Origin of the sequence: Nocardioides turkmenicus, assembly GCF_011045035.1 — a bacterium.
In the GTDB taxonomy this organism is placed as follows: Bacteria; Actinomycetota; Actinomycetes; order Propionibacteriales; family Nocardioidaceae; genus Nocardioides; species Nocardioides turkmenicus.
In genome coordinates this window covers 71,580-91,699 of the sequence record NZ_JAALAA010000010.1, presented here as the reverse complement: position 1 = coordinate 91,699, position 20,120 = coordinate 71,580, and the positions used below count along the sequence as shown (strand labels likewise).

Below are 20,120 nucleotides of genomic sequence, written 5' to 3'. Positions count from 1 at the left end.
CGGTCACCAGTCGTGTGCTGACTCGAGCACGACGTCCAACGGCGGCACGTGGGGGTGCCAGGCCCGCTCCCACTCGAGGCTCACCCAGCCGGCGTACGCATGTGCCCCCAGCTGCGTGCGGAACTCGTGCAGCGGCACGGCGCCGGTGCCGAGCAGGCAGGGCGTCGGGTCGTCGAGCGAGACCGCATCCTTCACCTGGACGTAGCCCGGCAGCCCGAGCAGCGCCTCGGCCGAGGCGGCGATCGGCTCGCCATGGCGCCATGGGTGCAGGACGTCCCACACGGCGCCGAGACGCGGGTGGCCGAGCGTCGTGATGACCTCGGCGATCGCGCGTCCGGTGGGTAGATGGTCGTGGGTCTCGAGGGCGACGATGGGGGAGTCGTCGGCGTCGAGAAGGTCGGCGACGGCCTCGAGATGGGTCGCTGCGGTCTCGACGCTGGTGCCGCCCGGGAACACCCGGACGTAGGCCGCGCCGAGGTCGTGAGCCAACGCGAGGTCCGAGCGCAGGACCCGGCGCTGCTCCTCGGCCGACTCCGGGTCGGTGAGGCGCGCCGAGGAGGCGATCGAGAATGTCTCGACGTCGTACGCCGCGAGCGTGGTCTTGACCACGTGAGCATCAGGCAGGGGGACCAGGCCGGTGCGTAGCTCGATGCCGGAGACGCCGTGGGCGCGGGCGAGCCGGCCGAGGTCGTCGATCGAGAGCTCGAGACAGCCCAACGTGGAGAATCCGCGCAGCCACCCGTTGCGCTCGGTATCGGTCTCGTCGGTCATGGACGGCACGGTAGCAACCTGGAGTTTTCGTTTGAAGAGCGATTGACCGAATGATCATCACGGCGCGATGATCCCTCTCATGCGCACGTCGATCACCGAACGTCACGAACGAATCATCGAGCTGCTGGGGCAGCGAGGCCAGATGCGGGTCAGCGACCTGGCGAACGAGCTCGGCGTCTCGGCCGTGACCGCCCGCCGGGATGTCGAGCTGCTCGAGCGGCATGGCGCGCTGCATCGCCGCCATGGAGTGGCGTACGCCCTCGATGCCGGGGCCGCGCCGGCCAGGTCGGCCCGGGCCCGCGCCGACGTACGGCAGGGCAACGGCAGGCCGAGGGGCCCGGTGGTCGGCATGGTGGTGCCGAGCGCCACCTACTACTACGCCGACGTGATCCGGGGAGCGCGCGCGGCGGTCGGGGACGTCGGCGGCCGGCTCCTCATCGGGCTCACCAACTACGACCTGGCCGAGGAACGAGAGCAGATCCGGCAGCTCCAGTCGCGGGGTGCCAAGGCGCTGCTGCTGACCCCGGCGTGGCCCACCGGGATGGCGCCGGAGGAAGAGGCCGACCGGGTGGCGATGCTGGGCGTGCCGACCGTGCTCGTCGAGCGGCGCGGCCAGCTGGGGTTCCGTGTGGACGAGCTCGATCGTGTCTGTTCGGCCCATGCCCACGGCGGCTACCTCGCCGTGCGCCGGCTCGCGTCCCTGGGGCGGCAGCGGATCGCCGTTGTCGCCCGTGAGTCGCCCACGGCCGCGCAGCTTCAGGCCGGGGCACGGTCGGCGCTGCGGCATCTCGGCGTCGCCGAGGAGTCGCAGCTGGTGCTCACCTCACCCACGACAGCGACACCGGCCGAGGTCGAGCAGGCGCTCAACCGCGCCCTCGATCATGTGGTCGAGGGCAGGATCGACGGCGCTCTGGTGCATTCCGATGCCGACGCCGTGCAGTTCCTGCAGCTGGCTCAGCGGCGCGGGCTGCAGGTCCCGGAGGACGTCTCCCTGATCGCGTACGACGACGAGATCGCCGGTCTGGCCGATCCTGCCATCACCGCGGTAGCGCCGCAGAAGTTCGCCGTCGGTCAGGCGGCGGCGCGGATGGCGCTGCGTCGTCTCGCCGAGATGCGGCGTGCCTCCGCGGGGCTTCCCCTCTCGCCACGGCACCACATCGAGCTGCTTCCCGAGCTGCGGGTGCGCGAGTCGTGCGGCGGTGACCCGCTCGATGTGACCGCCGACACGCAAATCATGATCGATCGATCGATGTCCGTTGACCCGGTTATTCGATCAGTTTCAGGATGACGGCCACGTTTCGGGTGCACGAGCCCGGCGCACGGCGCGGCGGGTGTGGCCGACGAGGTCGGCAGCTTTCGAAGGAGAACCAGATGACAGACACGAACAGCTCCACCGGTGCGGAGCGCCGGGCACGCAGCAGGGCCGCTCTTCGCACCGGCGCCCTGGCCCTCAGCGCTCTGGCCCTGGCCGCCACGACCGCCTGCGGTGGCGGAGGTACCTCGTCCGAATCCGGCGAAGTCACCGAGCTGACCTACTGGTCGTGGACCAAGGGCAGCGCCGAGGCGGTCGAGGCGTTCAACAAGTCGCACGACGACATCCAGGTCAACTTCGAGGAGATCCCCAGCGGCGTCGACGGTGGCTACTCCAAGATCAGCGACGCGATGAAGGCCGGCAACGGCCCGGACGTCTTCAACGCGGAGTACGTCGCGCTGCCCAGCTTCGTGGCCGCCGGAAACGTCGCCGACATCACCGAGAAGGTCGACGAGGACACGCTGAAGGGCTACGACGAGCAGGCCGTCGAGCTCGCCACACTGGGCGACAAGCTCTGGGCCGTGCCGTACGACGTCGGCGTCCAGACCATGTTCTACCGCAAGGACCTCTTCCAGAAGTACGGCATCGAGGTGCCGAAGACCTGGGACGATTTCGCTGCGGCGGCCCGCAAGGTCGCCAAGGAGCAGCCCGGCGTGAAGCTCGCCAACCTGACTGTCGACGACCCGGCGAACCTCGAGGCGATGACCCAGCAGGCCGGCGCCCAGTGGTTCTCCACCTCCGGTGACACCTGGAAGCTCGGGTTCAACGACGAGGCCACCCAGAAGGTCGAGAAGTACTGGCAGGGTCTCGCCGACGACAAGGCGCTCTCCACCGCAGCGAGCTGGAGCACCGGCTTCAACGCCGAGGCCTCCAAGGGCAAGGTGCTGACCATGCTGCTGGCCTCGTGGCAGGCGGCCTACCAGGCCGACACCTTCCCGGACCACTCCGGCAAGTGGGGCGTCGCCCCGATGCCGAGCTGGGACGGCCAGCCAGCCAGTGGCGTCTTCGGTGGCTCGACCTACGCAGTCTCCAAGGAGGCCGCCGACGTCGACGCGGCCGTCGAGTTCTCGACCTGGATGACCAGCAACGAGGACGCGATCACGCCCCGCATGGGCGACGGCACCTCGAGCGCGTACGTCGTCAACAAGGACGCCCGCGAGGTGGCCAAGAAGTCCTTCAAGGCTGACTACTACGGCGACCTCGACGTGTACGGCATCTTCGAGGAGAGTGCGTCCGGCCTCCAGCCGGTCACCTTCGGGCCCACGATGCTCTCGATGAACAAGACGCTCGGTGACGAGCTGAAGAAGTTCGGACACGGCGGCACGCTCGCCGAGGCGATCGCGGCGGCCGAGGCCAGCGCCCAGCGGGAGATGTCGGGTCAGGGGCTCAACGTCGAGGCACAGGACTGATCCTGCGATGTCTGTCCTCCCTCAACGAGCCGACCTCCGGGCGGCGTCCTCCAAGCGGAGGACGGTGCCCGGGGGCTGGCGCCGCACCGGCGCCGCTCTCGCCCTGATCAGCCCGTTCTTCCTGCTGTTCGTGGTCGCCACCTTGGCGCCGATCGGGTATGCCACGTACCTGAGCCTGTTCGCGGAGCGATCCTCCGGACTGGGCTTCGGGGGCACCGAGCAGGTCTTCGTCGGGCTGGACAACTTCAAGCAGGTGCTCTCCGACGACCGCTACCTGTCGAGCTACCTGCACATCGCGATCTTCGCAGTGGTCGGCGTCCCGCTGATGCTCGGGCTCAGCGTGTTCGTGGCGCTCCTGCTGGACACCGCCTACGCCAGAGCCAAGCGCTTCCTGCAGCTCGGACTCTTCATCCCACACCTGGTGCCGGGCGTGATCGCGGCGATGATCTGGGTCTACCTCTACACCCCGCAGGTGAGCCCGATCATCAAGGTGCTCGGTGGGATGGGCTTCGAGATCGACCTGCTCGGCCACACGTTCACGTACCCGGCGCTGATCAACATCGTGCTGTGGATGGGCCTGGGCTACAACATCATCATCTACTACGCCTCGCTCCAGGCGGTGCCGCGTGAGGTCATCGAGGCTGCGATCATGGACGGCGCCGGCGAGTTCCGGGTCGCATGGCACATCAAGGTCCCGCTGATCAGGTCCGCGGTCGCCCTGACCGCCATCTTCGCCGCGATCGCCGCCCTGCAGCTCTTCGCCGAGCCGTTGATGATGGCCAAGGCCAGCGCCCGCTCGGTGACTTCCGACTGGACCCCGAACCTGTACGCCTACACCGCGGCGTTCACCAAGAGCGGTCAGTTCGGCGCGGCCGCCGCGGCCTCGCTGCTGCTCGCCCTGCTCGCCGCTGGGCTCTCTTGGGTGGTCACCCGGTTCGCTTCCCCGTGGGAGAAAGCATGAACGCCACCAAGACACGTCCCGTCGAGACCACCGAGGTGGCGCCGACGCCCCACCGAGCGGCCGCCGGGCCGCGGCGTACCTGGAACCCGTCGAAGATCGGGGTCAACACGCTGCTGATCATCACGGCTGCATACACGTTCCTGCCGCTCGCCTGGACGGCGCTGGCCGCCTTCAAGAACGCCGGCGCGATCCAGACCGGTGACGTGTTCAGCCTCAACGGCTTCGACCCGATCGGGAACGTCGCGATGATCTGGGACTACCACGACGGCGTCTACCTGCGGTGGTTCGTCAACTCCCTGCTGTACGCAGGTGTCGGCGCGGGCCTCGGAGCCCTGATCTGCGTGGCTGCGGGCTACGCCTTCGACAAATACCACTTCTGGGGCAAGGACAAGCTGTTCGGCCTGGTGCTGCTCGGCGTCCTGGTGCCGCAGGCCGCCACGACGCTGCCGCTCTACCTGCTCGCGTCCAAGGCGGACCTGGTCAACACCTACTGGGCGGTGCTCATCCCGTCGTTGGTCAACCCGTTCGGGGTCTATCTCGCCCGGGTCTTCGCGTCGGGCTACGTCCCGGACGAGGCGCTCGAGGCCGGTCGCATCGACGGTGCCGGTGAGCTGCGGATGTTCTGGAACCTCGGACTGCCGATGCTCGGCTCGGGCTACACCACGATCCTGCTCTATCAGTTCTCCGCGATCTGGAACGGCTTCTACCTCTCGCTGGTGATGCTGACCGATCGGGACCTGTTCCCGGTCAGCCTCGGGATCTACGAGCTCAACACCTCGCTGCCCTCCGAAGGGCCGCAGTTCCTGCCGGTGGTCATGCTCGGCTCGCTCATCGCCGTCCTGCCCCTGGTCATCATCTTCATCAGCCTGCAGCGCTTCTGGAAGGCTGGTCTCACCGCGGGGAGCGTCAAGTGACCGGCACGGATGCGCGCCCGGTCGCGCTGCTGGGTATGGAACCGGGCCTCGTCGCGGCGCTCTTCGACGCGGCGTCGATCGCGCGGCTGAACAGGCTGACCACGATCCAGCTGGGCCAGCTCCAGCACGGCGTCCTGGACCGCGACGCGGTCGACCCCGACACCGAGGTCATGCTCACCTGCTGGGGCGCCCCCCAGCTGGACGTCGCCGCGCTCGATGCCCTGCCCAAGCTGCGCGCGGTGGTGCACGCCGCCGGGTCGGTCAAGGGGATCGTCACCTCCGCCTGCCGCGAGCGCGGGATCGAGGTCTCCTCGGCCGCCTCGGTGAACGCCCTCCCGGTCGCCGAATACACCCTGGCGATGATCCTGCTCGCCAACAAGCGGGTGCCTTGGCTGGCGCGGACCTACCGCGACATGCGAGCCGGCTGGCACCCGCGCGTCGTGCCCGAGAGCGTCGGCAACTTCGGGTTGACCGTGGGCATCGTCGGGGCATCCCTGATCGGGCGCCGGGTGATCGAGCTGCTACGCCCCTTCGACCTCGAGGTCATCCTGCACGATCCGTACGTCGATCAGGCCCAGGCAGCGGGGCTCGGCGTCGAGCTGGTCGATCTGGACCAGCTCTGTGCCCGGTCCCACGTGGTCAGCCTGCATGCCCCGGCCCTGCCCAGCACGCGCCACATGTTCGATGCGCGCCGGCTCGGGCTGATGCGTGACGGTGCCACGCTGATCAACACCGCCCGCGGTCACCTGGTGGACACCGACGCGCTCACCGAGGAACTGGTCAGCGGTCGCCTGAACGCGGTGCTCGATCACACCGAGCCCGAGATCCTCCCGACGCGGTCGGTGCTCTACGGGCTGCCGAACGTCGTGCTCACCCCGCACATCGCCGGCTCGCAGGGCAACGAGCTGCGCCGGATGGGGAGCGCCGCCATCGACGAGCTCGAGCGCTTCGTCAACGGGCAGCCGTTCGAGCACCCGGTGGACTACGACGCGCTGGAACGGTCGGCCTGAGGTGATCATCAGCGGCGCCTGCCACTATTTCCGGACCCACCCCGACCAGTGGCGCACCCGGCTCCACTGGCTCCGGCTGATGGGCCTGGACACGGTGGAGACCTATGTCCCGTGGAACCTCCACGAGCCGTCCCGCGGGGAGTTCCGGTTCGACGGGATCGCCGACCTGGAGCTCTTCCTCCGCCTCGCGGCGGAGGAGGGGCTCGGGGTCATCCTGCGGCCCGGCCCCTATATCTGTGCCGAATGGGACAACGGGGGGCTGCCGTCCTGGCTGACCGGACGGACCGGGTTGCGGCTGCGTACCTCTGATCCTGGATACCAAGCCGAGGTCGAGCGGTGGTTCGGCGAGCTGCTCCCGCGGGTCCTCGACCACCTCGAGACCCGCGGCGGGCCGATCACGATGGTGCAGGTCGAGAACGAGTACGGCTCCTACGGCTCGGACACGACCCATCTGGAGTGGGTGCGCGATCTGCTGGTCGAGCAGGGGATCGACGTGCCGCTGTTCACCTCGGACGGCCCGGAGGACTTCATGTTCACCGGCGGCACCGTGGACGGAGCGAGAGCGACCGCCAACTTCGGGTCGCGGCCGGCCGAGGCCTTCGCCGAGCTGCGCCGCCACCGCCCCGACGACGCGCCGTTCTGCATGGAGTGGTGGAACGGGTGGTTCGACCACTGGGGCGACACCCGCCATACCCGTGACGCCTCCGAGGCCGCCTCCGTGCTCGACGAGATGCTCACCATGGGAGCCTCGGTCAACCTCTACATGGCCCACGGTGGCACCAGCTTCGGCGTCACCGCGGGCGCCAACTACGAGCCGCCGGGGGCGGTCGCCGGTGGTTCGTTCCAGCCGACGGTGACCTCCTACGACTACGACGCGCCGCTGGACGAGCGGGGCGCGCCGACTCCCAAGTTCCACGCCTATCGCGAGGTCATCGCGCGGCACCGGGACGTGCCGGCGCTCGAGGAGTTCGACGAGCCGCTGCTGCCGGAGACGACGTTGCTGGGGGAGGGCACCGTGGTGCCGTTGGCTGGCGTCTTCGACGTGCTCGCCGCCGCTGGTCGCGAGGTGACGGCGCCGGGCCCGCTGAGCTTCGAGGAGCTCGGGCTCTCGCACGGCCTGGTGCGCTACCGCGCCACCGTGCGCGGGCCGCGCACGGCGCTGCCGCTGAGCGTCGACGGGCTCGCCGACCGGGCCCAGCTGGTCATCGACGGCCGGGTCGAGCACGTCTTCGATCGCAACCACCCCACGACGTACGACCTGGAGGTCCCGGCCTCCGGCCGCACGATCGACCTGATCGTGGAGTCGATGGGCCGGGTCAACTACGGCCGTCTGGTGGGGGAGCGCAAGGGCATCACCGGTGCCGTGCTGCACGAGCGGCAGGAGGTGCACGGGTGGGCGATGACGCCGCTCGAGCTGGGCGAGCTGCCCGATCTGTCGGGTGTCGGCGAGATCGCCGGCGACGGTGCCGGGTTCCGTACGTTCACCTTCTCCGCCTCTGCCCCCGGGGACTCTTACCTCGACCTGTCGGGGTGGGGGAAGGGGTACGCCTGGGTCAACGGGTTCGGCCTCGGGCGCTACTGGTCCGTCGGCCCGCAGCTGAGCCTGTACGTTCCGCGGCCGGTGGTCGTCCCCGGCCTCAACACCGTCGTGCTGCTCGAGCTCGACGACGTGGGTGCGGCCGCTCCCGTCCTGCGGCCCGAGCGGGTGTGGCGCTGATCTGAGCGGCACGAGCTGCGTCCTGCTCGTGCCGCTCGGATCAGCAGCCCAGACCAGCCGCAGATCAGCGGCGCAGCGTCACCCGCTGCGCCGCGCCGCGCGTGCCGAGGAGGTTGACCGAGAGGCGTACGCCGCGGAGACGGGTGACCTCGATCCGGTCGTCCTTGGCCGCCACCGAGCGCACCGTGATCTCGGGAAGCACGATCTCGACCATGCCGGTGGTGCGGCTCGGGTCGGAGACCGCGACCTCGACGGTGTCGCTGGTGGCCAGGAACCCGACCGAGCACGGCGCTGAGGCGGTGACCGCGGAGGTGGTGGCCTCGCCGAAGAAGTTGGCGAGCACGACGACCCCGGGCTTGGCGTCTGCCTTGATCGCCTGCACGGCGGCGGCGTTGGCGAGCACCGTGGTCTCCGGCTCGGCGACGAGGTCGCGGGTGCGCTCGGCGGAGGCTCCGGGCAGGAGCGTGTAGGCGTAGCTCGCGTCGGTCGGGTTCACGCCGTGGCCGAGGACGAGGGTGGCGAAGGTGCGCTGCCGCTCGACCGTGTCGCCGCCGGTGTCGGCGCCCGAGTTGATCGCGCGCCAGGTGCCCGTGCGAGGCGTACGCGACACCTGCACGCGGGCACCGTCGAAGAGGTAGCCGCCGACGCCCTCGACGTGGGCCCAGGTCGCCTCGGTCACCGTCGTGTCGCCGGCGGCGGGGACAAGGGTGTTGCCGTCGACCGTGATGCGCGCCGAGGGTCGGTCCCCGAGGTTGCGGTTCTCGACGGTCGTCTCCACGGCGTGGCCGCTGGTGCCGGTGATGCCGGCACCGAGCGCGACCACCGACTCGCCCAGCGCGAACCAGGACTTCTTCGCGCTCAGGTTCTTGTCGTGGTCGAGGTGGTCCATGCCGAGGACGCCGAAGCGGTCGAGGAGGGAGAGGCCGCCGGCCCACGCCTTGAACCCCCGGGGGATCCCGGTGCCGTCGGCCTCACCGTTCGCCCGCGGAGTACGGTCCACTGTGGTGCCGGGGAGACGGTAGGGGTCGACGGTGGGCCAGAACTCGTCGGTGAAGTGGTCGCGGTCGTCGTCGACGTAGACATAGGTCATCCCGTCGCCCTGGTACCAGCCGAGGTTGTTCTCCCGGTTGCCCCACTCGTATCGGCCGATCCGATGGCTCGTCGTCGAGACCGTGAACGCCCACCCGGGACGGCGGTGCACGCCCCGCTCCTGCTCGGGGAAGTAGCTGAAGCCGACCGGCTCCGGTGCCGGGGCGACCGGCCCGTCGATCACCGCGAGGGCACGGCTGATCTGCGGGATCGTGGCGCTGGCGAGGTAGTCACCGGGAGTCCGCTCCAGCCAGCCCTTGGCGAGCTCGTGATAGCGAGGGGCGTACGAGGCCATGCCGGTCGCCAGCAGGATGACCGAGCTGATCGTGCTGAACCCGTCGTGCGTGTCCCGCTCGCGCTGGCGCGAGACGGCCCGGCCGCGGACGGTCTCCATCATCAGCCCGTTCCAGATGAACGGGGCGAACGACTTCTCCGGGGCGTCGAGGATCATGGTGCGGTTGGGGTCGGTGACCTCCCACGTCGAGCCGCCGAGCAGCGCCAGGAGTGCGGCGATCCCGGAGATGGCGACGTTCCCGTAGGTGCCGACATAGGGAAGGTAGCTGTGGTCGATGTAGGACCCGTCGCGGTAGAAGCCGTTGCCGGAGGTGGCGTACTGGAAGAGGCTGTAGCGGCCGTCGAGCTCCTTGTCGCTGAGGGTGTCGCGGGCCAGAGCGATCTCGTCGCCGTTCTTGGCCAGGATTCCGCGGATGGCACAGGCCAGGGACTTGTCGGTGCGGTTGCCGCCGGTCTCGCGGAAGGTGCTGTTGTTGAGGCTCTTGCGCTTCGCCGGGTCCGGTACGAAGTGCCGCAGCGTCGCCACATAGGAGTCTCGGTCCTCGGCCGGCATGACATCGTGGAGGAGCGCCATCAGGTCGCCCAGCCGCTTCGGGTTCCCGATCTCCCACCACCACCAGTTGCCGCCCCACGTGGAGCCGGGGTTGTAACCGGTGTCCGCCAGGAAGCGGGTCGCGCCGACCAGGGCGGCGGCCACCTCGGGCCGGTCGTGGAGAGCGGAGCCCTTCGTCGCCCAGGCGAGCGCGAGGTCGTAGAGCCGAACGAAGCTGTTGCCGACGCACTCGACGTTGCGGGTGACCGTGCCGCCGGTGATGGGCAGGTCGTCCCACAGGGTCGTACGTCCGGGTTCCTGGTGCATCGCCGCGAAGGAGGCGCTGGCAGCGGTGCTCATCGCGGCCAGCCGGGCGGCGATCTGCGGCACCGTGGGGTCGAAGTCGCCCCCGGTGAGCTGCTCGACCCACTTCACGCGGAGGGCGTCGAACTGGTCGCCTCCCTCGAGGGCGGCGCTCTCCGGCGCAAAGCGGGCGAGGCCGATCAGGGCGGCGGTGCTGATGCCTGCGCCGAGCAGGGTTCGGCGCGCGACGCCGGGGGACTGCTGGGACATCGGGGTTCCTCTCGTGTCGAGTGGCGGTGGCCGAGGCCGTGGCGGCGACTGTGTGGCCGGGATCGATCGAGGCTAGGTCGCCCGAAAATGGGCGGTCAACGGCTCTTGAGCGTTCGCTCACCCCTCCTTCGGCGCACGTGAGGAAGTGGCCCGCTGCCGTTGCGGCAGCGGGCCCGGGTGTGTGTGGACGTGCGTCAGCCGGTCAGGACGGAGACGAGGGCAGCGTTGCCGCGGGAGTCGACCTTCACCACCGCGACGGCATCACCGTCGCTGACCTCGGTCTCGATCTCACGGGCCCGGTCCTGCGGGACGAAGAGGCTCTCGATGCCGCAGCTGAGGCGCCAGCCGTCGTCGTGACACCTCAGGAACGGCCGCTCGGCAGGCCGGTCGGTCGAGACGCCGGTGGCCGTCCAGACCGGGCCGCGTCGTGCGAGCGATACGTACACGTCCCCGGCCTCTCCGGTCGTACGCCGGCTGATGTCGGGATAGCCGAGGTCGACGTACGCCCCACGGAACGGGTCGATGGGATCGACCGGCTCGACGCGGAGCCGGATCTCCTCGCCGGTGAGGCGCGCGGAGAGCTGGTCGGCGACCGCGAGGCCGACGAGGCCGAGGTCGAGGACGCAGACGAGCGCCACCCAGGTGCGATTCTTCATGAGAGGGCCTCGCTGAGGTTGGCGGCCACGCCTCGCCGGGCGCGGTCGAAGACGAACCCGGTGACGAGCAGGAGCACGCCCAGCAACAGGAACAGGGTCGCGCCGGACATGATCGGCGCGAAGACCGCGAAGCTCTGCACGGTCGTGAAGACGATCAGCGCACCGGTGGCGAGCACGACGAGCAGCGGCCGGTCGCGTACGGAGCCGTCGATGGCGACCGCACCGGCCACCACGACGTACACCGCGATGCTCACGAACGCCGACAGCCACGCCTCGCCCGACACGGCGCCGAGGTCGTCCACCTGCGGATCCCAGGCCACCAGGGCAAGGCCGATCGGCACGATGAGCGCGGAGGCCAGGACCTCCCACCGGGACATCCCGTCCGTGAGGATCACCGCCGCCGCGACGAGGAGCCCCGCGACCGCCAGGGCACCGAGGAGGACCGGGCTCCACGCAAGGTCGCGGTCTCCGATCTGCGGGATGGCGGCGACGAAGAGACCACCCAGGACGAGTACGCCGCCCGCCAGCCGCCACGCCTGGGCGAACGCCTCTCGCCCTCTGTCGTGCTGTGCGGCCGTCGCGGTCGCGACCACGCCGCCGACCAGGACCGCGAAGACGCCGGCGAACGTGCTCTCGCTGCTCGCCACCACCTGCCAGTCGAACCAGATCATCGCGGTCACGATGCCGACGACCAGCGGCGCCAGGCCGCCGCTCGCGTACGCGTAGAGCAGCGCGCCGAGACCCCAGACCCCGACCAGGGAGGGCTCGAGCGCCGGCACCTGGAGGCTCTGCGCGGCCTGGAAGACGACCCCACCGAGGCTCATCGCCGCAACGCCGCGGAACGCGCCGCGCAGGGGCCGCGGGAGCGTGAGTGTCTCCGCGGTCGCGGTGAGGGCCAGCCAGATGACGGCGATGCCGGCGAAGCGCACCAGCGGTGAGAGCTCGTCGAGATTCGTGGCCACGAGCCACAGCAGCCCGACACCCAGGAACGCACCGCCGAGATAGGAGATCACCCGCGTCAGCGAGCCTGCATGGGAGGCGACGTACTGTCGCTTGATCCTCGTCGCGGCGTCCTCGGTGAGGATGCCGTCGCCGACCCAGCGGTCGGCCTCGTTGCTCAGCCAGTCGAGCCGCCGCGGCGCGACCGGTCGTACGTCTGTGTCCATGTGCCCATTGCAGCGCTTCGCGGGGGAGCGGCGCGTGAGCCCACGTACTCAACTCATCGGCTCGTTCGTCCTCGATGCCTGACGTCATTTCGGCTGCGCGGGTGGGGCCGCGGCGTTAATCTTCGGATATTCGCGGGGGTCGCCCGCGCGGGGTGGACGGAGAGACGTGGCAGCGTGGTTGTTGGTCCTGGCTGGAGCAGCGGCACTCGTCGTCGTAGTCGCCGTTGTGGCCCTGGTCTGGGCGCTCTCCGGTCGAGTCAAGCCGGGTGGCACGGACCCCAGCTTCTGATCACCTAAGGTTGAACGACGTGGCAGACGAGATGGGACGCAAGGACATCGAGGCAGGGTTGGAGACCCGCCATGAGCTGGGGGATGCGTTCGACGCAGAGCTGGTCGCCGGCTTCGCCGACCGCATCGAGAAGACGGTCCAGGAGCGCGTCGGTGCCACCGCCGCCGCCCGCACCCTGGCCGAGCGCAACGAGTCGCGCACCTCGGTCTTTCAGTTCGTCCTCGGCGCCGGCTCGGCCGTCGCCGGCATCCCGATCAGCATCACCCTCGGCGTGACCGACAACCTCGGCGCGCTGGTCGTCTCCTGGGTCGGCATCGTCGGCGTCAACGTCGCCCACGCGCTGCGTACGCGCAAGCGCTGATGCGGGGGTCGAACTGACAGCCCGACCGAGCGACCTTCAGGGCGCCGTGGTGGGAGCCGGGGTGCGCTGAGGTCGCTGCTGCTGCCACTCACGTGCGCTGGACACGTAGATGGCGGAGTTGAGGACCACGCCGAGCAGGAAGCCGAACTGCCCTGTGGCGAGGGCAAAGGCGGTCCAGGGGATCTGGGTGATGAGCAGGAAGTGCTGCGCCCACCAGACCTTCCTGCCGACGAGCGCCGTTCCGGCGACTCCGAGAAGGGTCAAGGCATAGGACCAGAGATCGGTCACGAGGGTGCGAAGGCTTTCTCAAACGTGCATGCGGTGGCCCGGGTTCGCTGGTCCCGAGTTGCGGCGAAGATTCGCTTGGTAGAAATCTTGACCGCTGCGGCTGGGTATCGTCAAAGTGACGCGAACGTGCGTCGCGTCACGCCGAAACGCGCCCCGCGGACACGTATCCCCACGGCTTTGAGGGGGCCGGGCCGGGGAGGTAGTCCTGGTGGAGGCGCTCGAACTGAAATCCCTGGTCGGCCAGGAGTTTCGGGATGTCGCGGGTGAGGTGGCAGCCGCCGAAGAAACGCTGCTGGAAGCCGTCGAGGCGGTGCTGCCAGCGGGCGACCGCGGGGTCGGGGGAGAGGCCGTGCTCGGCGAAGCCGAGGGTGCCGCCGGGGCGCACGACGCGGCGCAGCTCGGCGAGCGCGCCGGCGACGTTGGGGATCGTGCACAGCGAGAAGGTGACCAGTCCGGTGTCGACCGAGGCATCGTCGAGAGGGAGCTGGGCGCCGTCGAGGCCGACGCGGCTCACCGGGACCGACGACCTCGAGCGCCGGGGCGCGGAGAGCTCCCAGGCGACGTCGGACGGCTCGACGGCGACGATCTCGGTGACCTCGGCCGGGTAGAGCCCGATGTTGCTGCCGCTTCCGAAGCCGATCTCGACGACCCGCCCGCGGAGCCCCTCACAGGCCTCCTTGCGCATGGGGTCGAGCTGAGCCATCCCGCAGGTGCGGTCGACGATCCGCGGCACCACCCGCGATTCCCAGATCCCCATGAGTCCCATGTGAGCTCACTCTTCCATCTCACCGGTCCACTGGACACCGAGGAGCAGCGTGTCATCAGTTTCGGCGATGGTCGTGAACCCGATGCGCCGGTAGAACCCGATCGCCCGGGTGTTGGCGGTGCTGACGCCGAGGTGTGCGCCGCGAACGCCCGCGACGTGGAAGGAGCCGAGCATCATCCCGATCAGCTCCTTGCCGACGCCTTGGCCCTGGGCGCGGGGGAGCAGGTTGATGTGCAGGTGCGCCGGGAACTCGCTCAGCAGCTCTCCGGGCGTCCGCACCGGTCGGTGGATCAGGGACCGCAGGCGCGCGTTCCAGTCGTTGCGGTCGAAGTCGGGACCCGGGTCGGGGTTGACCACGCGAAGCGCGGGCCACCAGTCCTCCTCGCACTCCTTCTCGAAGGCACGCGTGAACGGGGTGCCGACGACGTAGCCCACCACGCCCTCGGAGTCGACCGCCACGAAACCGAGGCCCAGACGCAGCACGATGTAGGGGGCGGCGTAGATGTTCCCCGGCAGCCGCGGGTCGTCGTAGAACTCGGTGGCGTCCTCACCCGACGCCCCGGTCAGCAGGCAGATCGAGAACAGGTCGTCGAGGTCGTCGGCGGTGGCCCGCCGGATCTCAGGAGTGCCCATGACCCAACCTCACCATGACCCGCCCCCGTCGCCGACGTGGACCCGGCGCACAGCCCTTCACGAACGGTCTCCTCCCGGTGCCGCCCAGCCGAACAACCTCGGGCAACCTCAGCGTGGCGTGTGGATGCTCACGTGCCTTCGCGCACGTGGCCGGTAGCCTTGCAGGCATGAGCGTACGACGGGTGATGGGCACGGAGGTCGAATACGGAATTTCCGTGGCCGGACAGCCTCAGGCCAACCCGATGGTGGCCTCGAGCCAGGTCGTCAACGCGTACGCATCCTCGACCCTGAAGGCGAGGAGAGCACGCTGGGACTTCGAGGAGGAGTCGCCGCTGCGCGACGCCCGCGGCTTCGACATGTCGCGGCAGGTGGCCGATCCGAGCCAGCTCACCGACGAGGATCTGGGCCTCGCCAACGTGATCCTCACCAACGGTGCCCGGCTCTACGTCGACCACGCCCACCCGGAGTTCTCCTGCCCCGAGGTGACCAACCCGCTCGACGCGGTGCGCTGGGACAAGGCCGGCGAGCAGGTGATGCTCGACGCCTCCCGCGCGGCCGCGCGGCTGCCGGGCAACCCGCAGATCCACCTCTACAAGAACAACACCGATAACAAGGGCGTCTCCTACGGCGCGCACGAGAACTACCTCATGCGCCGGAGCACCGCGTTCGCCGACATCGTCAAGCACCTGACCCCGTTCTTCGTCTCCCGGCAGGTCTTCGCCGGCGCCGGGCGGGTCGGGATCGGCCAGGAGCGCCCCAAGCACGGCTTCCAGATCTCCCAGCGCGCCGACTTCTTCGAGGTCGAGGTCGGGCTGGAGACGACGCTCAAGCGGCCGATCATCAACACCCGCGACGAGCCCCACGCCGACCCGGAGAAATACCGCCGCCTCCACGTGATCCTCGGCGACGCCAACCTGGCCGAGGTCTCGACCTACCTCAAGGTCGGGAGTACGTCGCTGGTGCTCGCCATGATCGAGGACGGCTACATCACCCGCGATCTCAGCGTCGACGGCCCGGTCTCGGCCCTGCGCGCGGTCTCCCACGACCCGACCCTGAAGACCCTGATCACGCTCAAGGACGGCCGCAAGCTGACCGGCGTCCAGCTCCAGATGGAGTATCTGGACCTGGCCAAGAAGTTCGTCGAGGAACGCTACGGCTCCGACGCGGACCATCAGACCAAGGACGTGCTCGAGCGTTGGGAGTCGGTTCTCGACCGGCTCGAGCGCGACCCGATGGAGTGCGCCACCGAGCTCGACTGGGTGGCGAAATACAAGCTCCTGCTCGGTTACCGCGACCGCGACGGCCTGGAGTGGGACGACCCCAAGCTCCACCTGATCGACCTGCAGTACGCCGACATCCGCCCCGAGAAGGGCCTCTACCACCGTCTGGTCCGCGCCGGGCGGATCGAGCGCCTGCTCACCGACGACCTGATCGAGAAGGCGATGCACGACCCGCCCACCGACACCCGCGCCTACTTCCGCGGCCGCTGCCTCGAGAAGTACTCCGAGAACGTCGCCGCGGCCAGCTGGGACTCGGTCATCTTCGACCTGCCCGGACGTGAGTCGCTGCAGCGGGTGCCGACCATCGACCCGCTGCGAGGCACGAAGAAGCACGTCGGCGGCCTGCTCGACTCCTCGGACACCGCGATGGACCTGTTCAACCGGCTCACCGGTTCCTGAACATCACCGTGCCGGAGGACGGCCTGTTCGAACGTACGTCTTCCTCCCTCAGCGAAATCGTGCAATGTTGCCTCAGGTTTGTCGGTCCTAGTGGATAGGTTGGAGCCATGGCACAGGAGCAGAAGCAGCCGAAGAAGTCCTCCGAGACCGAGGAGGCCGTCGAGACCGCGCCCGAGACCGACGTCAACGAGCGCAAGGAAGCGCTGGACTCCGACGTCGACGACATCCTGGACGAGATCGACGACGTCCTGGAGACCAACGCCGAGGACTTCGTGAAGTCCTTCATCCAGAAGGGCGGGCAGTAGTAGATGTCGGAGTCCCGCATCCCGGCGGCCTACATGACGCCGGGCACCTCGTCCTTTGCCGATTTCCTGACGGCGCAGTCACCTGAGCTGCTCCCGGGACACAACGCCGCCCCCGGCAACCTCGGCGACCTCGCCCCGCACGGCACCACGATCGTCGCGGCCACCTTCCCCGGCGGCGTGATCATCGCCGGTGACCGGCGCGCGACCCAGGGCAACCTGATCGCCGAGCGCGACATGCGCAAGGTCTTCCCGGCCGACGAATACTCCGCGGTCGGCATCGCTGGCTCCGCAGGGCTCGCGGTCGAGCTGGTCAAGCTCTTCCAGACCGAGCTGGAGCACTACGAGAAGATCGAGGGCACCACGCTCTCGATCGAGGGCAAGGCCAGCCGGCTCTCGGCGCTCGTGCGCGGCAACCTCGCGATGGCCATGCAGGGCCTGGTCGTGGTGCCGCTCTTCGTCGGGTTCGACCCCGACGCGGGCGTCGGCAAGATCTATGGGTACGACCCGACCGGCGGCCGCTACGAGCAGACCGGATACTCCGGCGTGGGCTCGGGCTCCCTGTTCGCCAAGGGCGCCCTGAAGAAGCTCTACCGGCCCGACCTCGACGAGGACACCCTGGTCGCGGTCTTGATCCAGGCGCTCTACGACGCCGCCGACGACGACTCGGCCACCGGTGGTCCCGACCTGTCCCGCAAGCTGTTCCCGCTGGTTCACGTGATCACGGCCGACGGCGGGCGCACCCTGCCCGACGCCGAGGTCGCGGCTGTCGCGGAGTCCGTCATCGCCGGGAGGCTCCAGCGGCCCGACGGTCCCATCGCCGAGATTGAGGGTGCCAAGTGAGCATGCGAACAATCCAGTGCAGTTTTGATCTGGGCTCGTCGGCGCCCGCAGCGAAGCGAGGACGCCGATGAGCACGCCGTTCTATGTCAGTCCCGAGCAGCTGATGCGCGACCGCGCGGACTTCGCGCGCAAGGGCATCTCCCGCGGCCGGGCTCTGGTCTCGCTGCAGTACGCCGACGGCATCGTGTTCGCCTCCGAGAACCCCTCGGCGGCGCTGCACAAGGTCAGCGAGATCTACGACCGGATCGCCTTCGCCGCGGTCGGGCGCTACAACGAGTTCGAGAACCTTCGCATCGCGGGCGTCCGGTTGGCCGACATGCGCGGCTACGCCTACGACCGGCGTGACGTCACCGGTCGGGGTCTGGCCAACGCCTATGCCCAGACCCTCGGCACGATCTTCTCCTCGGGCGGGGAGAAGCCCTACGAGGTCGAGCTGTTCGTCGGCGAGATCGGTGACACCGCGGCGGACGACCAGCTCTACCGGCTCACCTACGACGGTCAGGTCGTCGACGAGCACGGCTTCGCCGCCATCGGTGGTGCGGCTGAGGCGGTCGGTGGCTACCTGAAGGAGCGCTACACCGAGGGCGCCACGCTCGAGAATGCGATCAAGCTCGCCGTCGCCGCCCTCGGTCACACGGAGACCGAGGATCGGGAGATCGAGGCGAAGAACCTCGAGGTCGCGGTCCTCGACCGCACCCGCACCCAGCCGCGCAAGTTCCGCCGGATCCGGCCGGCGACGCTGGTCGAGATCCTGGGCTCCTCGACCGCGAAGCCCGAGGTGGGGGCGGCCGCCCCGGCCGCTGTCGAGCCGCCGGCAGAGAAGCCGGCGGAGAAGCCCGCCGAGGAGGCCCCGCTGGCTCCTCCGGCTGACGACGACGGCGAGCCGCCGATCGCCCCGCCGCTGGACTGACACCAGAAACCAGAAGCCGGGGAGTTTCAGCAGCGCCTGAGACTCCCCGGCTTGGTTCGTGCCTGGCCGATCAGAGGCCGGAGATCGCGACCAGGATCAGCGCGACCCCGGCCACTGCCGGTGCCGCGAGGCGCTCGCCGAGGACCGCCGCGGCGGCGAGCGCGGCCGCGACCGGCTCCATCAGGCTCGCCACCGTGGCCGCGCTGCTGCGGGTGGTCCGCAGCCCGGCGTAGAGCAGCCCGTACGCCAGGGCCATCGTCGCCACGCCCAGGTAGACCAGCCAGGCCCACACCGTCGCCGAGGACGAGACGAGCGGTCCGCTGCCGAGCAGTGCCAACGGAACCAGGACGACGGCCCCGACCCCGGTCGCGCCGGCCGTCACCAGCAGCGGGCTGCGCTGCTGGGCGAGCGGGCGTCCGACGGCCGTGGTGAGCGCGTACGCAGAGCCGGAGGCGATCGCGAGCAGCACGCCGATCACCGGCCGGTCGCCTCCGGCCCCGCTGCCGGCGTAGACGGAGGCCAGGACCAGCCCGGTCAGCGCGGTCGCCAGCACCACGAGCTGTCGGCGGGTCGGTAGCTGTCGGGCCGCGATCGCCTCACCGACGAGCAGGATCACCGGAGCGATCCCCAGGCTGACGACGGTGGACACCGTCACCCCGACGGCGACCACGGAGGCGAAGTAGAGCGCCTGGTAGAGGCCGGTCGCGGCGCCGACGACCACCGTGCGAGCATCGAGGTGAAGGTCGCGCAGGCGGCCGACGACGGCGAGGACGGCGAGCAGAGCGACCGTGGCGATCAGCATCCGGTAGGCGCTCACCGTGAGCACCGACAGCGGCGTGATCGAGCGGACGATCTGAAGGACGAGGCCACCGGTGCCCCACAGGACTCCGGCGAGGCAGATCTGAACGAGCCCGAGACGGGCGGAGAACGAAGACATCGAAGAGGTGCTCCAGGTTCGACAGGACGAGATGGGCAGCGTCTGGAGCACGCCGAAGAGAGCCGATCCCGCACTCAGGCAGGTCGGCGAGGCCGCTCCGGTCAGGCGACCGGCGGCGGAAGCAGACCGAGGTGCTTCGAAGTCATGGCCCGAAGTCTGCCACAGGCCCGAGCCCTCCCGCCTGGCAGTTTCGAGCCTGTGCGCCGGGTCAGCCGATACGGTCGCTGAGCGAGATCACGATGCCCTCCGGCCCGCGGACGTACGCCATCCGAACCACGCCCTCGTAGACGCCGACGCCTCCGACGAGGCCGTAGCCGTCGGCGGCCACCCGCTCGAGGACCGCGTCCAGGTCGTCGACCTCGAAGCAGACGTTGCGCAGGCCCAGCTCGTTGGCCATCGCCTCGGGTGAGCCGGGCACGTGGTCGGGACGTACGAAGCGGGCGAGCTCGAGCGCGGTGCCGCCGCCCGGCGGGCGCAGCATGACCACCTCGCAGCGGGCGCCGGGTATCGCGCAGACCGTGTCGAGGAACTCGCCCTCGACGAACGTACGTCCCTCGACCTCCAGGCCGAGGCCGACGAAGAACTCGGTGGCCCTGTCGATGTCGGCGACGGTGACGCCGATGTGGTCGAACCGCAACAGCTGTGTCATGACTCTCATCCTCGTGGGTGTCGGGTGTCTGTGTGAGGAGAACGAGGCCGGCCCACCGT

20 protein-coding genes are annotated in these 20,120 nt (G+C 69.6%); 11 read left to right on the top strand and 9 right to left on the bottom strand.

The genetic code is table 11. The annotated features are described in order from the left end of the window. Window positions 1-3: 3 nt before the first annotated feature. Window positions 4-771, bottom strand: coding sequence for a sugar phosphate isomerase/epimerase family protein (locus G5C66_RS13560; protein WP_165111497.1), 768 nt, complete (start codon window positions 769-771; stop codon window positions 4-6). 79 nt (window positions 772-850) lie between these two features. Here G5C66_RS13560 and G5C66_RS13555 point away from each other — a divergent pair, with 79 nt between their 5' ends. The 6 genes from G5C66_RS13555 (at window position 851) to G5C66_RS13530 (ending at window position 8,094) form a co-directional block, all read left to right on the top strand. Beyond that, window positions 851-2,059: a substrate-binding domain-containing protein gene (locus G5C66_RS13555; RefSeq protein WP_165111496.1), complete on the top strand. Its 1,209-nt coding sequence runs from the start codon at window positions 851-853 to the stop codon at window positions 2,057-2,059. Between the two features lie 83 nt (window positions 2,060-2,142). After that, complete coding sequence (locus G5C66_RS13550) at window positions 2,143-3,492, top strand: ABC transporter substrate-binding protein (RefSeq protein ID WP_165111495.1); 1,350 nt, start codon at window positions 2,143-2,145, stop codon at window positions 3,490-3,492. Window positions 3,493-3,499: 7 nt separating this feature from the next. Beyond that, complete coding sequence (locus G5C66_RS13545) at window positions 3,500-4,453, top strand: carbohydrate ABC transporter permease (RefSeq protein ID WP_165111494.1); 954 nt, start codon at window positions 3,500-3,502, stop codon at window positions 4,451-4,453. Then, window positions 4,450-5,367 (top strand): carbohydrate ABC transporter permease, encoded by a 918-nt coding sequence (locus tag G5C66_RS13540; RefSeq protein WP_165111493.1) that lies wholly within the window; start codon window positions 4,450-4,452, stop codon window positions 5,365-5,367. Before G5C66_RS13545 ends, G5C66_RS13540 begins: the two co-directional genes overlap by 4 nt. Continuing rightward, window positions 5,364-6,377: a hydroxyacid dehydrogenase gene (locus tag G5C66_RS13535; protein WP_338144166.1), complete on the top strand. Its 1,014-nt coding sequence runs from the start codon at window positions 5,364-5,366 to the stop codon at window positions 6,375-6,377. The genes G5C66_RS13540 and G5C66_RS13535 overlap by 4 nt, the downstream gene beginning before the upstream one ends. 1 nt (window position 6,378) lies before the next feature. Beyond that, window positions 6,379-8,094, top strand: a complete 1,716-nt coding sequence (locus tag G5C66_RS13530; protein ID WP_165111492.1) for a beta-galactosidase — start codon at window positions 6,379-6,381, stop codon at window positions 8,092-8,094. Between the two features lie 64 nt (window positions 8,095-8,158). Here G5C66_RS13530 and G5C66_RS13525 read toward each other — a convergent pair whose 3' ends face one another. From G5C66_RS13525 to G5C66_RS13515, 3 genes are all read right to left on the bottom strand, one after another. Continuing rightward, a complete protein-coding gene (locus G5C66_RS13525; protein WP_165111491.1) occupies window positions 8,159-10,582 on the bottom strand; it encodes a polysaccharide lyase 8 family protein in 2,424 nt (807 codons plus the stop codon). A 194-nt stretch (window positions 10,583-10,776) separates the two neighbouring features. Further along, window positions 10,777-11,238 (bottom strand): GDYXXLXY domain-containing protein, encoded by a 462-nt coding sequence (locus tag G5C66_RS13520; protein WP_165111490.1) that lies wholly within the window; start codon window positions 11,236-11,238, stop codon window positions 10,777-10,779. Next, entirely contained in the window at window positions 11,235-12,404 is a 1,170-nt protein-coding gene (locus G5C66_RS13515; protein WP_165111489.1) for a DUF2157 domain-containing protein, read from the bottom strand. The genes G5C66_RS13520 and G5C66_RS13515 overlap by 4 nt, the downstream gene beginning before the upstream one ends. Window positions 12,405-12,712: 308 nt before the next feature. Here G5C66_RS13515 and G5C66_RS13510 point away from each other — a divergent pair, with 308 nt between their 5' ends. Further along, window positions 12,713-13,054: a hypothetical protein gene (locus G5C66_RS13510; protein ID WP_165111488.1), complete on the top strand. Its 342-nt coding sequence runs from the start codon at window positions 12,713-12,715 to the stop codon at window positions 13,052-13,054. 36 nt (window positions 13,055-13,090) lie between these two features. On the opposite strand, the gene G5C66_RS13505 is transcribed toward G5C66_RS13510, so the two are convergent. The 3 genes from G5C66_RS13505 to G5C66_RS13495 form a co-directional block, all read right to left on the bottom strand. Next, window positions 13,091-13,318, bottom strand: coding sequence for a hypothetical protein (locus G5C66_RS13505; RefSeq protein ID WP_165111487.1), 228 nt, complete (start codon window positions 13,316-13,318; stop codon window positions 13,091-13,093). A gap of 160 nt (window positions 13,319-13,478) precedes the next feature. Continuing rightward, window positions 13,479-14,099: a class I SAM-dependent methyltransferase gene (locus G5C66_RS13500; RefSeq protein WP_165111486.1), complete on the bottom strand. Its 621-nt coding sequence runs from the start codon at window positions 14,097-14,099 to the stop codon at window positions 13,479-13,481. 15 nt (window positions 14,100-14,114) lie between these two features. Then, entirely contained in the window at window positions 14,115-14,741 is a 627-nt protein-coding gene (locus G5C66_RS13495) for a GNAT family N-acetyltransferase (RefSeq protein WP_165111485.1), read from the bottom strand. A 167-nt stretch (window positions 14,742-14,908) separates the two neighbouring features. Between G5C66_RS13495 and dop the strand changes: the two genes are divergently transcribed. The 4 genes from dop (at window position 14,909) to prcA (ending at window position 18,475) form a co-directional block, all read left to right on the top strand. After that, window positions 14,909-16,420, top strand: coding sequence for a depupylase/deamidase Dop (dop, locus tag G5C66_RS13490; RefSeq protein WP_165111484.1), 1,512 nt, complete (start codon window positions 14,909-14,911; stop codon window positions 16,418-16,420). A 107-nt stretch (window positions 16,421-16,527) separates the two neighbouring features. After that, window positions 16,528-16,725 carry a ubiquitin-like protein Pup gene (locus G5C66_RS13485; protein WP_045550810.1) on the top strand — a complete coding sequence of 66 codons (198 nt, stop codon included), beginning with the start codon at window positions 16,528-16,530 and terminating at the stop codon, window positions 16,723-16,725. 3 nt (window positions 16,726-16,728) lie between these two features. Further along, the gene (gene prcB / locus G5C66_RS13480; protein ID WP_165111483.1) at window positions 16,729-17,565 is read left to right on the top strand and encodes a proteasome subunit beta; all 837 of its coding nucleotides are present in this window, start codon (window positions 16,729-16,731) and stop codon (window positions 17,563-17,565) included. Between the two features lie 67 nt (window positions 17,566-17,632). Further along, the gene (gene prcA / locus G5C66_RS13475) at window positions 17,633-18,475 is read left to right on the top strand and encodes a proteasome subunit alpha (protein WP_165111482.1); all 843 of its coding nucleotides are present in this window, start codon (window positions 17,633-17,635) and stop codon (window positions 18,473-18,475) included. A gap of 70 nt (window positions 18,476-18,545) precedes the next feature. Here the strand turns inward: prcA and G5C66_RS13470 are convergent, their stop codons facing one another. Together G5C66_RS13470 and G5C66_RS13465 are read right to left on the bottom strand one after the other, a co-directional pair. Continuing rightward, a complete protein-coding gene (locus G5C66_RS13470; RefSeq protein ID WP_165111481.1) occupies window positions 18,546-19,412 on the bottom strand; it encodes a DMT family transporter in 867 nt (288 codons plus the stop codon). Between the two features lie 208 nt (window positions 19,413-19,620). Next, window positions 19,621-20,061: a VOC family protein gene (locus G5C66_RS13465; RefSeq protein WP_165111480.1), complete on the bottom strand. Its 441-nt coding sequence runs from the start codon at window positions 20,059-20,061 to the stop codon at window positions 19,621-19,623. Window positions 20,062-20,120 lie beyond the last annotated feature (59 nt).